General features: G+C 46.7%; 15 protein-coding genes. 11 read left to right on the forward strand and 4 right to left on the reverse strand.

What is annotated here, in order from left to right; translation table 11 throughout:
- Positions 1-70: 70 nt before the first annotated feature.
- The 3 genes from ACI1P2_RS10475 to ACI1P2_RS10485 are packed head-to-tail and all read right to left on the reverse strand — an operon-like array spanning position 71 to position 2,474.
- A complete protein-coding gene (locus ACI1P2_RS10475) occupies positions 71-1,204 on the reverse strand; it encodes a sensor histidine kinase (protein WP_355319431.1) in 1,134 nt (377 codons plus the stop codon).
- Positions 1,197-1,877 (reverse strand): response regulator transcription factor, encoded by a 681-nt coding sequence (locus tag ACI1P2_RS10480; RefSeq protein ID WP_355319433.1) that lies wholly within the window; start codon positions 1,875-1,877, stop codon positions 1,197-1,199. The genes ACI1P2_RS10475 and ACI1P2_RS10480 overlap by 8 nt, the downstream gene beginning before the upstream one ends.
- A gap of 24 nt (positions 1,878-1,901) precedes the next feature.
- Positions 1,902-2,474 carry a class I SAM-dependent methyltransferase gene (locus ACI1P2_RS10485; protein WP_355319435.1) on the reverse strand — a complete coding sequence of 191 codons (573 nt, stop codon included), beginning with the start codon at positions 2,472-2,474 and terminating at the stop codon, positions 1,902-1,904.
- Between the two features lie 225 nt (positions 2,475-2,699).
- Here ACI1P2_RS10485 and ACI1P2_RS10490 point away from each other — a divergent pair, with 225 nt between their 5' ends.
- The 5 genes from ACI1P2_RS10490 to ACI1P2_RS10510 all read left to right on the forward strand — a co-directional run bounded on the left by ACI1P2_RS10490 (position 2,700) and on the right by ACI1P2_RS10510 (position 7,394).
- Positions 2,700-3,437: a YheC/YheD family protein gene (locus ACI1P2_RS10490; RefSeq protein WP_355319437.1), complete on the forward strand. Its 738-nt coding sequence runs from the start codon at positions 2,700-2,702 to the stop codon at positions 3,435-3,437.
- Positions 3,438-3,465: 28 nt separating this feature from the next.
- The gene (aepX, locus tag ACI1P2_RS10495) at positions 3,466-4,368 is read left to right on the forward strand and encodes a phosphoenolpyruvate mutase (RefSeq protein ID WP_355319439.1); all 903 of its coding nucleotides are present in this window, start codon (positions 3,466-3,468) and stop codon (positions 4,366-4,368) included.
- Positions 4,368-5,504 carry a phosphonopyruvate decarboxylase gene (gene aepY / locus ACI1P2_RS10500; RefSeq protein ID WP_355319441.1) on the forward strand — a complete coding sequence of 379 codons (1,137 nt, stop codon included), beginning with the start codon at positions 4,368-4,370 and terminating at the stop codon, positions 5,502-5,504. Before aepX ends, aepY begins: the two co-directional genes overlap by 1 nt.
- A gap of 22 nt (positions 5,505-5,526) precedes the next feature.
- Complete coding sequence (locus ACI1P2_RS10505) at positions 5,527-6,627, forward strand: 2-aminoethylphosphonate aminotransferase (protein WP_355319443.1); 1,101 nt, start codon at positions 5,527-5,529, stop codon at positions 6,625-6,627.
- A 68-nt stretch (positions 6,628-6,695) separates the two neighbouring features.
- Positions 6,696-7,394, forward strand: coding sequence for a YheC/YheD family protein (locus tag ACI1P2_RS10510; RefSeq protein WP_355319445.1), 699 nt, complete (start codon positions 6,696-6,698; stop codon positions 7,392-7,394).
- A 26-nt stretch (positions 7,395-7,420) separates the two neighbouring features.
- On the opposite strand, the gene ACI1P2_RS10515 is transcribed toward ACI1P2_RS10510, so the two are convergent.
- The gene (locus tag ACI1P2_RS10515; RefSeq protein ID WP_355319447.1) at positions 7,421-8,692 is read right to left on the reverse strand and encodes a DNA polymerase IV; all 1,272 of its coding nucleotides are present in this window, start codon (positions 8,690-8,692) and stop codon (positions 7,421-7,423) included.
- 376 nt (positions 8,693-9,068) lie between these two features.
- Here ACI1P2_RS10515 and ACI1P2_RS10520 point away from each other — a divergent pair, with 376 nt between their 5' ends.
- The 6 genes from ACI1P2_RS10520 to ACI1P2_RS10545 all read left to right on the forward strand — a co-directional run bounded on the left by ACI1P2_RS10520 (position 9,069) and on the right by ACI1P2_RS10545 (position 13,880).
- Complete coding sequence (locus tag ACI1P2_RS10520) at positions 9,069-9,473, forward strand: VOC family protein (protein WP_355319450.1); 405 nt, start codon at positions 9,069-9,071, stop codon at positions 9,471-9,473.
- Positions 9,474-9,765: 292 nt separating this feature from the next.
- Complete coding sequence (locus tag ACI1P2_RS10525) at positions 9,766-10,092, forward strand: ArsR/SmtB family transcription factor (RefSeq protein ID WP_355319452.1); 327 nt, start codon at positions 9,766-9,768, stop codon at positions 10,090-10,092.
- Between the two features lie 87 nt (positions 10,093-10,179).
- The gene (locus tag ACI1P2_RS10530; RefSeq protein WP_355319453.1) at positions 10,180-11,487 is read left to right on the forward strand and encodes an arsenic transporter; all 1,308 of its coding nucleotides are present in this window, start codon (positions 10,180-10,182) and stop codon (positions 11,485-11,487) included.
- Between the two features lie 26 nt (positions 11,488-11,513).
- Positions 11,514-11,933, forward strand: coding sequence for an arsenate reductase (thioredoxin) (gene arsC / locus ACI1P2_RS10535; RefSeq protein ID WP_355319455.1), 420 nt, complete (start codon positions 11,514-11,516; stop codon positions 11,931-11,933).
- A 114-nt stretch (positions 11,934-12,047) separates the two neighbouring features.
- Positions 12,048-12,566 (forward strand): NAD(P)H-dependent oxidoreductase, encoded by a 519-nt coding sequence (locus tag ACI1P2_RS10540; protein ID WP_355319456.1) that lies wholly within the window; start codon positions 12,048-12,050, stop codon positions 12,564-12,566.
- 213 nt (positions 12,567-12,779) lie between these two features.
- A complete protein-coding gene (locus ACI1P2_RS10545) occupies positions 12,780-13,880 on the forward strand; it encodes a MerR family transcriptional regulator (protein ID WP_355319458.1) in 1,101 nt (366 codons plus the stop codon).
- The last annotated feature ends 9 nt before the right edge of the window (positions 13,881-13,889 follow it).

Consider the following 13,889-nt stretch of genomic DNA (forward strand, 5'->3'; position numbering starts at 1 on the left):
CGCTCATGTATAATCTATTTACACGAACCAAGGAGCAGTTAAATGTGCAACTGCTCCTCAACTAATACATTTACTCAAGGGGCGCTCCTTCTGACCCGCGATGATCCACCAGAGATTTTTCGAAAGGCAAAGTAAGAGTGAATTCAAATATGTTTTTTTTATGATTGAGGGTTAAGGTTCCCCCATGCAGTTCAATAATGTTTCTGGCGATAGAGAGGCCTAATCCGGCTCCTGTTTGAATGCCTTCGCTGCTGCGTGAATGGTCAACTTTATAAAAACGCTCGAAGAGTTTATGTTCTTGTTCTTGTGTTATAGGATTGCCTTTATTTTCGATCTCAATATGAATTTGCTCATGACTCGATTTCATTAAAATACGAACGGTTCCCGGTTTTACAGAGTACTTAAGGGCGTTCATCAGCAGATTATCGATCGCTCTGGCAATTTTTCCACTGTCCATGAGGGCTATAACTGGAGAGTCCCCAATCTCTTTCACAATATGAATACCGTTTTCTTGGGCGATCGGTTCAAATTCAAAAAGCAATTGATCGAGAAGCTGAAATACATCGATTTTCTTTAGGTCCAAGCGGGTTTCGACCGAAGTGAGGCGGGTATATTCGAACAGATCATCAAGCAATTTTTTTAAATGAACAGCTTTGTTATAGGTGTTTTGTACAAATCGCGTATATTCCTCTTGATTTTGGAATGAATTTGTTCTTAAAAGCTCCAGATAACCGATAATACTTGTAAGTGGCGTACGCAGGTCGTGCGAAATGCCTGTGATCATTTCCATCTTGGAGTTTTCCAGTTCACGTTCCTTTTCAATCTGCTGCTGTAAACGTTCCGCCATCAAATTGATATTATACGCGACCCTCCCGAGTTCGTCCTTTCGCTTCACATTCACCCGGTATTTTAAATCCCCTTCAGAAATGATTTGCAGCCCATGTTCCAATGTGATTAAGTCTTTAACGATTCGTCGTGTCAAAACAAAAAAAGTAAATATAAAAATAACAATAAACAAGGGAGTAAGAAGATAAGGGAAGAAATTGAGAAACCATTGCCATTCCATTGTATTACCAACTTTTGAGAAAAGAAAAATGAGACAATCATTTATAGCAATAGCAATAATTAAACTTAGCACCATTCTGATTAAAATGTTGACCTGGATCTTTTTTTTTCTTTTTGGCTCTTGCACATGTTCATTCAATTTTATAGCCAACTCCCCAAACGGTTTTAATATATTTTGGCTCTCTTGGAGATTCCTCTATTTTTTCCCGCAAATTACGAATATGGACCATGACTGTATTATCTGAATATCCGTACGGCTCTTTCCACACGCTTTCGTAAATTTTCTCGGAGCTGAATACTTGCCCGGGATGGCTTGCAAGCAGCTCCAGAATTGAAAACTCAAGAGGGGTCAGTGAAATGTTATTTCCTCTCAATGTAACGGAATGTTTAGCTTTATCGATAACAAGATCTTTGATGAGGAGCAGAGAATTCAATTTTTCTTTTCCTATTAATGATTGCCGCCGCAGTTGAGCTTTTACTCGAGCGAGCAATTCTAACGGATTAAAGGGTTTTATCATGTAATCGTCCGCTCCGGTCGTAAGACCTGTGATTTTATCAATATCTTCTTCTTTGGCCGATAGCATGATTATGGGTGTACTCGATATTTCCCTTATTTTAATGCATGCCTGAATACCATCCATTTGTGGCATCATGACATCCAGGATGACCAGCTGGACAGAAGTTGTTTTTATGATATCCAGCGCTTCCAGACCATCTGCAGCTTCGATGACATGGTAGCCTTCATTACGCAAATATACGTGAATGACATCGCGAATTTCCGGATCGTCATCTACGACAAGTACTGTATTCATTTCATGCTGCTCCTTTTCTGTTTTTTAATTTGAAGCATTTCCCTTTTTGCGACAGATATAAACGAAAGCTGGAGGGAAATTGAAGGGCACAAACTCGATTTTTTCAATGATTAGTTCTTCGGCAAATTGTTTCTTCATTTGAAGAGAGTACTGATAGGCGACAAAAATTCCTTCTGGCTTAAGTGCCTTAATGATCTGATGAAGTAAAGTTTCCCGCATTTCACTCGTGAAATTAAAAAATGGCAACCCGCTAATAATGCAGTCAAGCTGATCGATGCCTTCCTGATTCATTTTTTTATCCAGGTGGCAAGCGTTTGAATGGCATGCAAAGTCCGGATATTCTGCCCTCAAATTATTTCTCATTTTCTTATCCATTTCAAACAATAACACTTTCGTTGATCCGGTTGTCTGTGTCTTGATGAAACGTGTAATGGCACCTGTACCTGACCCGAGCTCTGCGACGGCCTTGACCTCATTCCATGGTACGGATTGAACCATTTTGGCCGCTAAAAATCGTGAACTGGGCAGAACACTTCCCACTCGTTTTGGATTATTGAGAAAGCCTCGCAAAAAAAGCAAATATTCATTGATGTTCAACTGTCTTTCCCCCTCATTTGTTTTCAGTATAAACATAGTAACGAAAAAATCTGAGGGATTTGCGGGGATAAATCTAAAGAAATTCTGAAGTGTAAAATTTCCAACAAATAAATCAAATCAATTGTAAAAAGGCGCAACCAGTAATGGAAGTTAGTCTATACAGTAATGAGGGTTGATACATATGCTCTTTAATATACTCAAAACTAACAAGGGAAGAGGATATGAATGGCTATTGGGAAAATGAAGAAATACCGGGAAATGCTGCAGATCCCTGACTTGCGTCCACATTTGCCTGAAACTCACTGGATGACGAATGCAAGGGCCTTGGGGATGCTGAAAACTTATTCATCCATCTTCATAAAACCCAATCAAGGGAGTGGTGGCAGCGGAATTATACGTGTCAAGAGATTGAAAGATGGATATGAGGTACGTTGCGGCCCAAGCATGAAGCTTGTAGGAGCATCTTCCGTCTTAAAAGCGATTCATTCATACCGGAAATCAAATGACCGGTATTTGGTGCAAAAAGATCTCCGATTAGCCAAGTATCATGGGATGATCTTCGACATCCGTGTATATCTGCAAAAGCCAAAGCGCAGGTGGATGATTTCGGGCATGGCGGCCCGTGTTGCCGCACCTCTTAAGTTTGTAACCAATTATCATAAAGGGGGACATGCGGCACCTTTGCGGGAAGTTCTCTTAAGCATTTTTCACAATAACTCAGCCAAAGTGGATAACTGTTATCGCAAAATTGAAAAACTATCCATCGTCATTGCCAAAACGATTAATAAATGGCATCCGATTCATGAGCTGGGCGTTGATCTGGCTATAGACGTGAACGGCCGCATTTGGATCATTGAAGCGAATTCACGTCCAGGCCACATGCTGTTCACCCAGCTGTCTGACCGCACCATGATCAGAACCATTCTGGCGAACAAGCGCAGCCTTGGGAAAACAGCTCCATGATATTTTAACGGGAAGGAGAACGGCTCCAATGAAAAAAACGAAGCAGCTTAGAAACTTGATCGACTCCGGCAAATTGGAGTTTGTTATGGAGGCCCACAATGGACTGTCCGCCAAAATTGTTGAAGAGGCAGGCTTTAAAGGAATTTGGGCAAGCGGGTTATCCATCTCTGCAGCGATGGGGGTAAGGGATAATAACGAAGCCTCCTGGACTCAGGTGCTGGAAGTTCTGGAGTTCATGAGTGACGCGACGTCTATTCCGATTTTACTGGATGGGGACACGGGGTACGGCAATTTCAATAATGCAAGACGTCTGGTGAAAAAGCTGGAGCAGCGGGGGATTGCGGGGGTCTGTATTGAGGATAAGCAATTTCCCAAAATGAACTCTTTCATAAACGGCCAATTACAGCCGTTGGCTGATATCGAAGAATTTTGCGGTAAAATCATGGCGATGAAGGATACGCAAACGGATAAAGATTTTGTAGTCGTAGCCAGAGTAGAGGCATTTATCACCGGCAGAGGACTTGGCGAGGCGCTGCGGCGGGCGGAAGCATACCGGAAGGCAGGCGCCGATGCGGTGCTCATTCACAGCAAACGGCCGGATATTATGGAGATTGAGGCATTTATGAAGGAATGGGCAGGAAGATTGCCCGTAGTCATCGTACCCACGAAGTATTATTTAACCCCAACCGCCAGGTTTCGGGAGCTTGGGATCAGCCTTGTGATTTGGGCAAACCAAAATCTGCGCTCATCCATTGAAGCCATGAAACAAGTATCCCGCACAATTTATCAGGCGGAGAGCCTTGTGCAAGTCGAAGAGGAAGTGGCGGCATTGGAAGAGGTGTTCAGGCTGCAAGGGGCAGAAGAGCTGGAAGCTGCGGAACGGCAATATCTCCCGTCATCGGGATCCGATTCGAATAGTGAGGAGATATAATGGATACCAGGCTGTTTGGAGAAGAGCTCCGCAAATCAGGATTTACCTTTTTCAGCGGTGTGCCGTGCTCATATCTCAAAAATTTAATCAATTATGCCATCAACGAAACCGATTACGTGGCCGCAGCTAACGAAGGGGATGCCGTTGCCATCGCTGCCGCTGCTTCTATCGGAGGACAGAAGTCTGTTGTCCTTATGCAAAACTCAGGGCTAACAAATGCTGTCTCTCCGTTAACCTCCCTGATCTACCCCTTTCGTATTCCGCTGCTCGGGTTTGTCAGCCTGCGTGGAGAGCCTGGTGTCCCCGACGAGCCTCAACATGAGCTTATGGGCAGAATCACAACACAGCTTCTGGAGTTAATGGACGTGGAGTGGCAGTACCTTTCCCGAGATTTGGAGGAGGCCAAAAGGCAGCTGATCCAGGCCCATGAGCAAATTGCCCGGAATCGGCCGTTCTTCTTTGTTGTCAAGAAAGGGACCTTTGACACAGAGCCTTTGCAAAAGCGGCAAAACTCCGTTCATGCCAACCAGATCATTCGGCATGCCCATAAAGACAATCAGATGCCTGCCCGGTATGAGGCATTGTCTGTAATTCATTCATTAAAGGACAGGAATACGATACAGCTTGCAACAACAGGCAAAACGGGCCGGGAATTGTATGAAATTGAAGATGCAGATAACAACCTGTACATGGTCGGATCGATGGGATGTGTGGGCTCTTTCGGACTTGGGCTTGCATTAAGCCAACCCCGCAAGAACATTGTTGTGATTGACGGAGACGGGTCCCTGTTGATGCGTATGGGCAGCCTTGCGACGAACGGGTATTATAACCCTGACAATATGATTCATATTCTGCTCGATAACAACGCTCATGAATCTACAGGCGGGCAGAGCACAGTGTCCCATAATACGGATTTCGTAAGCATTGCCGCTTCCTGTGGGTATACAAAGTCGATTCACGTCCATGATCTTCAGGAGCTGAAGACTTGTTTGCAAGAATGGAAAGAGACCAAAGGGCTTACTTTTCTTTATATGAAAATATCCATGCAATCCAGGGAGAAGCTGGCCCGCCCCGCCATAAAACCTTACGAGGTTAGAGAGCGCTTGCAAGGATTCATCCAAAATCATCATCCGTGAAGATCAAGGAAGTGAATAGCTTATGTATCCTGCCGTAAAGAGGAATATCTTGCTTACTCCCGGGCCGACAACCACTACAGACAGTGTAAAATGGGCACAGGTGGTTCCGGATATATGCCCGCGCGAAGCCGAGTTTGGTGCGGTCATGGAGCATATTTCCACAGAGCTGACTCATTTGGTCGCCGATCCGAAGCACTATCAGACCATATTGTTTGGCGGATCGGGGACCGCAGCTGTTGAAGCCATGATCAGCTCCGTTCCTGGCAGCGAAGCCGTGGTTATTGTCAATAACGGTGCCTACGGTAAACGGATGTGCGAAATCGCCGCGGTTTATGGAATCGATTATTTGGAATTCAAAAGTCCCTTTGACGATGCGATTGATATCGCTGAATTGGAGAGATATATCCAAGCTTCCGACCGAGAGATATCTCATCTTGCGGTGGTGCATCATGAGACAACAACCGGTCTGCTTAACAAAGTGAAGAAAATCGGGGAATTATGCAAAAGGTACCACATCGACATGCTGGTGGATGCCATGAGTTCATTTGCTGCGGTTCCGATGGACATGAAGGAAATGAACATTTCCTTTCTGGCCTCCAGCTCCAATAAGAACCTGCAGGGCATGCCCGGGGTTTCGTTCGTCATCGCCGAGAAAAGCAAACTGGAGAAGTTGAAGGGCCGGAAACCAAGAAATTATTATTTGAATCTGTACGCCCAATATCAATATTTTGCAGAACATGCGCAAATGCGGTTTACACCGCCCGTACAAACTTTATACGCGCTACGGCAAGCCATAGAGGAATTAAAGCAGGAAAGTATAATCAAACGTTACGACAGATACACGACGTCCTGGAAAACTTTGATCAGCGGTCTGAAAAGGCTGGGGTTAACCCATATTGTACCCGAAGAGCACCATTCCAGGATCATTACCTCCATTCATGAACCATACGCAGCTTTTGATTTCCAATCCATGCACGATTATTTCTACAGCAAAGGCATGATGATCTATCCCGGCAAATTAGAGGGACTGAAGACGTTCCGGATTGCCAACATCGGGGACATTACGGCAAAGGATATGGAGCTTTTCTTGGAATTGCTTGAGGAATATATTTGGCGGCTTTGAATTCAACTTGAGAAAGGTGGAGTTCCATGGGAACCGCAGCCAAAAATAAATGGGTAAAGTATGTGTTTATGAAAAAGAGTACCGCCTTGTCGCCCTATTTGCCGGAAACCAGGATGATGAGCTGGCAATCGCTTTGGGGCCTTCTGGAAAAACACCGGCATGTCATGGTTAAACCGGTTTGGGGGAGCCGCGGCAGGGGAGTCATTCAAGTTTCGAATCTGGGGCATGGCAGGTACGCCATACATTATGAGAGCATGAAAACAGTGATACAGGGTAGAGAGAATACCTATCGTTATATTAAAAGTAAAACCGGATCTGCCCAATATATGGTTCAACAGAGAATTGACAGGCCAACGATACACAAACAGCCCTTTGATCTGAGAGTGATCGTGCAGCGGAAAAAGAATTCATCCAGGTGGACAGTGACGGGAAAGGTGATCAAAGTTGCGGGCAAAGGCTATATTGTTTCCAACAATACGCGCAGCAGCGGAAAACTGCTTAAGTTTAATCCGGGTATAAAGAGTTCAACGATTAGCAACTTGCCAGCTGCCGCATTGGAAGCGGAAATAGATAAAGTTTCACTGCTTTCTGTCAGAAGATTAGAGGCGTTGTTCCCTGAACACCGTATTTATGGCCTGGATGTTGCAGCGGACAGGCAAGGGCGTGTTTCCATTATTGAAGCCAATCTTTATCCGGCAATGTCTCATTTCCGCAAGCTGAAGGATGAAAAGACGTATCGCCGTATACTCTCCTATAAAAGAGGTTAATAAAAAGCGACCACTTTATAAATGCTCTACTTATAATGTCCCCCGATTTTCAAGGATCTTTCCAGAGCCTGCCCGGCGTGGGTGAGGGAAGAGGCTCTTACGATGGCCGCGCTGCCATAACGCTCCTTGATGCTGTCCGTGGCTTTTTCCAGGGAACGGGCCCGTTCCTCGTCTTCAAAGAAGGAGAGCTGGTACGTCTCTGCATCCGTCAGACCGCTCAGGCTGACGCCCAGGCGTCTTACCGGCATATGGTTCCAGAACTTATAGAAAATCTCCTTGACGGCTTTGTAGACTTTATTCGTATTGTTGGTCGGATCGGGCAGCTTCATCTGCCGGGAAAATCCGGTCGGCGCTTCATAGGGGCTGCACATGCAGCCGACGGTCACGACAGATCCCATATAGCCCTTGCGGCGGGTGTCCCGGCATACTTCCTCCGTGAGCTCCAGCAGAATGGTCTCGACCTCATGCGGCTCCAGATAGTCCTTGGGCAGGGTCATCATATGGCCGATCGACTTCTGCGGTGTGCTGAACGTATGCGGGGCAACGGGGCTGTCGTCCAGGCCGTTGGCTGTTCTCCACATGACTTCGGCCTGAATATCCGACTGCTTGCCAAAATGGGCGCGGAATTTGCGCTTCAGCTCCGGCAGGGGCGTTCTGGCGATATCCCCGATGGTGGTCATGCCAAGCTGGGCAAAATGAGCCGTCATGCGCGAGCCCACGCCGAACATTTTGTTGACTGGCTGCGGCCACAGCAGAGGTTTTATCCCGCTCATGGGCAGGGTAAAGAGGCCGCTCTCGTTCTTCTTGGCCCAGATATCTGTTGCAATTTTGGCCAGAATTTTGTTGGAGCTGATGCCGATCCGCACCCATACCCCGGTCTGCAGCATAACCTCTTGCTGGATCTCCCGGGCCATGGCCATGGGATCGCCGCCGAATATGTGCATGCTTTTGGACACATCCAGGAACTGCTCGTCTACGCTGAAAACCTCCACCAAATCGGTATATTCCCTGTATATCTCAGTGATGGACAGCGAAACATCAATATAATATTTCATGCGGGGACGTACAATAACCAGATCAGGGCACTTCTTGAGCGCCTCGCCAAGACGTTCTGCGGTAGTCACGCCGTGTTTTTTTGCTATGGGACATGCTGCTAAAATGATTCCTGATCTGCGTGCGGGGTCGCCCGCCACAGCAAGCGGTTTATTTTTATACTCCAGGTGCGAAGCCTTTTCCACACTTGCGTAAAAACTCTGGCAGTCTGCCAAAAAGATGGTCCGCTCATTTATTTTAGTCATGCTGTAGATCCTCCAATAAGCCAATTCATGCGAACATACATTCTTATTATAAACCAAACATTCGTTCTGTATACAGGGTAATTGTTGGAGTTAAATTATACTGACCTAAGTATCAAAACAGCAGCAGTCATGGGCGAGAAAATAAAGTCCTAGACTGCTGCTGTTTTATTGAACTAACGTGTCCCGTTAGTTCAGTCCTATCACTCTTTTCCTATGGTTTCTTCATAAAACGCTACTGACATACTGTTGTCAGTAGCGTTTTTGTATAGTCGGAGTAAGTAATCGTAAAGGAGTAGGAGTAAATGCGAAGAGTATTTTTGGCCCAAAATGATATGATACAGTATTGTATCACTTATTATAGGAAGGAGGGTATCTCGTGAATTTTGCTTCTGTACGCATCATTACTGATGACGTGGATCGTCTCGTCGAGTTCTATGAGAAAATCACGGGTGTTTCGGCGGAACGCCCTGCGCCTGTCTTTGCCGAACTCGTTATGCCATCGTGCACCCTGGCGATCGGCCACTCCCAGACGGTGCAACTGTTCGGCGCTGGTTCCGCAGTGGCGGCCAATAATCACACTGTCATCATCGAGTTCCACGTCCACGATGTCGATGCCGAATACGAGCGCTTGAAGCCGTTTGTCGATGAGTGGGTAAAGGAACCTACCACAATGCCGTGGGGGAACCGTGCCGTGCTGTTTCGCGATCCCGACGGCAATCTTGTTAACCTCTTCGCGCCGGTGAGCGAGGAAGCTATCAAACGATTCAGTGGTAGGCGTTGACGGACAGTTGAAGTGAGTGAGGCGAATTTCGTAATTAGTAATTTTACTGACTGCCGAAAGAGACCATAGCGACGAGCTATGGTCTCTTCATTTTATTTAGGTACTTCATTAATTTTAGAGAAATGGGCCGTATTCCAGCGTGTCCGGGATGAAATTGGTGAGCGGATCAAGAAGTTTGCGAGACAGGTGAATAAAAAAACAACAGCCTGTTATTTTATGTAAAAGATTTTGATTATATTGAATCAGTTCATTATTATATAAGTATAAGTTTATATCGATGGGGGGAACAGATATGGAGCAAATTTTGGATGCTGCTGAAAAACTAAAGCTGCTGGCTGATAAAACACGTTTAACGATGTTATCTCTGATGAAGGAACGGGAATGGTGTGTATGCGAATTTGTTGATATTTTGGACATCTCCCAGCCTGGAGTCAGCCAGCATCTTCGTAAATTAAAAGCTCACGGGATCGTTAAAGAAGATAAACGCGGACAATGGGTATACTATTCTTTGAACGTGGAGGATAAGCCTTACATTAAAGAGGTTTTGCAGAATATGCCTGGGCCACAAGAAATTCTCGCGGCTTTACAAAAAGAAGGAGTTACATCCAACTGCAAGTAATGGATTTCTCCTGTTGAATATATAAGTGAATAGTTATATAATCATGTGCGCATATACATGGATGATTGAACTTATCTTAAACCGAGAATGGAGGGAACGGTTGTTTTGGTGTTTTTGGCAGGTATCATTTTTTTGATCACCTTAACGCTTGTTATCTGGCAGCCCAAAAACTTGTCTATTGGCTGGTCCGCATGCGGCGGAGCTGTTTTGGCTTTACTGATCGGTGCAGTTGATTTCCAGGATGTCTGGGATGTCACACAGATGGTATGGAATGCGACACTCGCTTTTGTGGCGATTATCTTGATCTCGCTGATCCTGGATAAAATCGGCTTCTTTGAGTGGGCTGCTCTACATATGGCCAGGGCTGCAAGAGGAAACGGCATCCGGATGTTTATTTATGTTTCGATTTTGGGGGCGATTGTGGCAGCCTTTTTTGCGAATGATGGAGCAGCTCTGATCTTAACTCCCATTGTACTTGCGATGGTACGGGCACTGCAGTTTGATGAGAAGAAAGTATTTCCGTTTATTATCGCAAGTGGTTTCATTGCGGACACCACGTCATTGCCACTTGTAGTCAGCAATCTGGTCAATATCGTATCGGCCGATTTCTTTGACATAACCTTTATGGAATATGCCGGACATATGTTCATACCTAATCTATTCTCCCTGGCGGCTAGTATTCTGGTGCTGTATTTATTTTTCAGACGAAGCATTCCGAAAAAGTTCAATGCAACTACTTTAAAAGCACCGGCAGAGGCTATTAAAGACATGAAGATGTTCCGTCTTTCCTGGATCGTGTTGGCTGTATTGTTGGTTGGATATTTTGTCAGCGAATTTTTCGGAGTTTCTGTGTCCATTGTTGCCGGGGTAATAGCTATCTTCTTTTTGTTCATGGCTAATAAAAGTGCCGTTGTTCCTACAGCAGAGGTAGTCAAAGGGGCCCCGTGGGCCATCGTGTTCTTTTCCATTGGTATGTATGTGGTGGTCTATGGGTTGCGTAATGCCGGCCTGACGGACTTGCTTGCCGTTATCATACAGAAAGCTGCAGATCAAGGCCTGTTTATGGCCACCATAGGCATGGGTTTTATTGCAGCTATTCTCTCGTCCATTATGAATAACATGCCGACGGTAATGATCGACGCGCTTGCTATTGATGCCACCACGGCAGCCGGAACGATCAAAGAAGGGCTGGTATATGCCAACGTCATTGGTTCCGATCTTGGTCCGAAAATTACGCCGATTGGATCGCTTGCTACCTTGCTGTGGCTGCATGTTCTTTCTTCCAAAGGAGTTAAAATTTCTTGGGGGACCTACTTTAAAACGGGAATTGTACTGACCATTCCAACGCTGTTTATCACTCTGTTAGGGTTGTACATCTGGCTATCCATCATTTGATTTCAAAATAAAGGAGACGATCTTACATGGCAAAGAAGACGATTTACTTTTTATGCACAGGAAACTCCTGCCGCAGCCAAATGGCTGAAGGCTGGGCCAAAAAATACTTGGGGGATAGCTGGAATGTATACAGCGCTGGGATTGAAGCTCATGGCCTCAACCCAAACGCGGTAAAAGCCATGAAGGAAGTAGATATTGATATTTCGCAGCAAACTTCAGACATTATTGACCCGAAAATTCTGAACAACGCAGATCTTGTAGTGACCTTGTGCGGGGACGCCGCGGATAAGTGCCCGCTTACACCTCCTCAAGTAAAACGGGAACATTGGGGATTTGATGATCCCGCCAAAGCCCAGGGAACGGAAGAAGAGAAATGGGCTGTATTCCAGCGAGTTCGTGATGAAATTGGTGAGCGGATCAAGAAGTTTGCTGAGACAGGTGAATAAAAAACAACTATACCACTTGACTAAACACGTATATGTAACTACAATTGCAACATGTAACTTATATGGTTACATGTAATTCGAATAATAATCACTACGAAAGAGGGCAGATTTTTAATGAAAACATTAGTTATTGTGGCGCATCCCCATTTGGCGCAATCCCGTATCAACAAACGGTGGGTCGAAGAGCTTCAAGGCAAGCCAAACGTGACCGTACATAATCTGTATGAGGAATATCCGTCCGAACAGATTGATGTGGCGCGTGAGCAGCAGCTGTTGGAAGAACATGACCGTATTGTTCTCCAATTCCCGTTTTATTGGTACAGCACACCGCCACTTTTGAAAAAATGGGAGGATATGGTCCTGGCTTATGGTTGGGCCTTTGGCGAGGGCGGAACAAAACTGCACGGCAAAGAGCTGCAGTTGGCTGTTTCCACAGCCAGCCCGAAGGAAAACTATCAGCCTGAAGGCTTGAACAAATATACAATGGAGGAGCTCTTGAGACCTTTGGAAGCCACCAGTAACTTGATTGGCACCAAGCTCAAGCCATACTTTATTTTAAATGGCATCAGAACGGTAACGGACGAGGAGCTTGAAGCTTCAGCAAGGGAATATGCGAAGGTTGTAACAGAGTAATTTTAATAGAGCGGGTATTGGTGGGAAACAGCCCTCCGATATTCGCTCTTTTTGTCATTGCTATGCAAAACTGGCGGCACGTGCTTGATCCCGGCTATTTTACCTCCCTGCCAAAGCAGCTATGCACTTCCGTGCGGAAAACTCTTTTTGTGTGCTTACCTTAACGCTGCGTTAATGTTTTATAATGTATGGACACAGAAAGGGGAGCGGAGCATGCAAGAAATGAAAATTAACGAGCTGGCCCGGCAGCTGAATATATCCGCGCGGGCGATTCGGTTTTATGAGGAAAAAGGGATGATCCGCCCTGACAAGGACCCGGGGAACGGCTATCGGCTGTTCAGCCAGCGGGATGCGCTGCGTCTGCGCATCATTGTGACGCTGCGTGAATTCGGCATGGGGGTGGGAGAGGTAAAGCGGCTGCTGGAGCTGTTGGATCGCGGGCTGCGTGAGGAGGCGGTCTATGCGCTGGAACAGCAGCGCTCCGCTATGTTCGACCGCTGGATGGAAGGCAAGCGCAATCTGGAAGCGGCTGATTTTATGATCCAGCAGCTCCAGGGAGAACGCGGTCCCGAATGGGAGGACCTGTTCGAGTTGGCTGGAGGCCTGAAGCGCCGCCGCCAGCTGCGCGACGGCTGGCGGGACGCATGGGATTTCGACAGCCGCGCCGCCATGCATGACGAGCTGGTCAGCGGTACGGACACCAGAGGGGGACGGCATCCGGCCTATACGACGACGCTGCGGATGATGGTGGAACGCGTGCTTCCCGCATCGGGAGAACGGGGACTGGATGCCGGCACCGGTACGGGCAACCTGGCAGGCTTGTTTGCGGAGGCCGGCGCGTCCATGGCCGGGATTGACCAGTCCACGGAAATGCTGAAGCAGTGCCGCCGCAAATTTCCGCAGGTGGAGGCGAGACTGGGCAATTTGCTTTCCATCCCTTATATGGATGGAAGCTTCGACTTTGTGGCGAGCAGCTATGCGCTGCGCCATCTCACCCGGGAGCAGAAGCAGGTGGCGCTGTCCGAAATGAAGCGGGTGCTGAAGCCTCACGGCCGAATCTGCATCGCGGATTTGATGTATGCGGAAGAGGGCAGTCCAGGTGAAGGGCTGCCGGAGATGGATGCGGCCAGCACTGTGACCGATTCCTTGGACATGCCCGTATATTATGCACATTGCCAGGAGCTGCAGGAATGGTTCGGGCGGAACGGTTATTTGGCGGCAGTCCACCATATCAGCGGGGCTGTGTACATGATTTACGCGGTTCCCGTTCAGCGTGGGCCGCTGCTTGTAGAGCCAAGCGGGATTCAGTCTTGACCTTCACGC

The sequence above is a fragment of the Paenibacillus jiangxiensis genome (assembly GCF_046098255.1).
In the GTDB taxonomy this organism is placed as follows: domain Bacteria; phylum Bacillota; class Bacilli; order Paenibacillales; family Paenibacillaceae; genus Paenibacillus; species Paenibacillus jiagnxiensis.

What these genes read in the sequence shown, in the direction of transcription:
- ACI1P2_RS10530 (WP_355319453.1), top strand. Translation starts at nt 10,180, where the DNA reads ATGGAGGGAACGGTTGTTTTGGTGTTTTTGGCAGGTATCATTTTTTTG.
- ACI1P2_RS10540 (WP_355319456.1), top strand. Translation starts at nt 12,048, where the DNA reads ATGAAAACATTAGTTATTGTGGCGCATCCCCATTTGGCGCAATCCCGT.
- arsC (WP_355319455.1), top strand. Translation starts at nt 11,514, where the DNA reads ATGGCAAAGAAGACGATTTACTTTTTATGCACAGGAAACTCCTGCCGC.
- ACI1P2_RS10545 (WP_355319458.1), top strand. Translation starts at nt 12,780, where the DNA reads ATGCAAGAAATGAAAATTAACGAGCTGGCCCGGCAGCTGAATATATCC.
- ACI1P2_RS10505 (WP_355319443.1), top strand. Translation starts at nt 5,527, where the DNA reads ATGTATCCTGCCGTAAAGAGGAATATCTTGCTTACTCCCGGGCCGACA.
- ACI1P2_RS10515 (WP_355319447.1), bottom strand. Translation starts at nt 8,692, where the DNA reads ATGACTAAAATAAATGAGCGGACCATCTTTTTGGCAGACTGCCAGAGT.
- ACI1P2_RS10510 (WP_355319445.1), top strand. Translation starts at nt 6,696, where the DNA reads ATGAAAAAGAGTACCGCCTTGTCGCCCTATTTGCCGGAAACCAGGATG.
- ACI1P2_RS10525 (WP_355319452.1), top strand. Translation starts at nt 9,766, where the DNA reads ATGGAGCAAATTTTGGATGCTGCTGAAAAACTAAAGCTGCTGGCTGAT.
- ACI1P2_RS10480 (WP_355319433.1), bottom strand. Translation starts at nt 1,877, where the DNA reads ATGAATACAGTACTTGTCGTAGATGACGATCCGGAAATTCGCGATGTC.
- aepX (WP_355319439.1), top strand. Translation starts at nt 3,466, where the DNA reads ATGAAAAAAACGAAGCAGCTTAGAAACTTGATCGACTCCGGCAAATTG.
- aepY (WP_355319441.1), top strand. Translation starts at nt 4,368, where the DNA reads ATGGATACCAGGCTGTTTGGAGAAGAGCTCCGCAAATCAGGATTTACC.
- ACI1P2_RS10490 (WP_355319437.1), top strand. Translation starts at nt 2,700, where the DNA reads ATGGCTATTGGGAAAATGAAGAAATACCGGGAAATGCTGCAGATCCCT.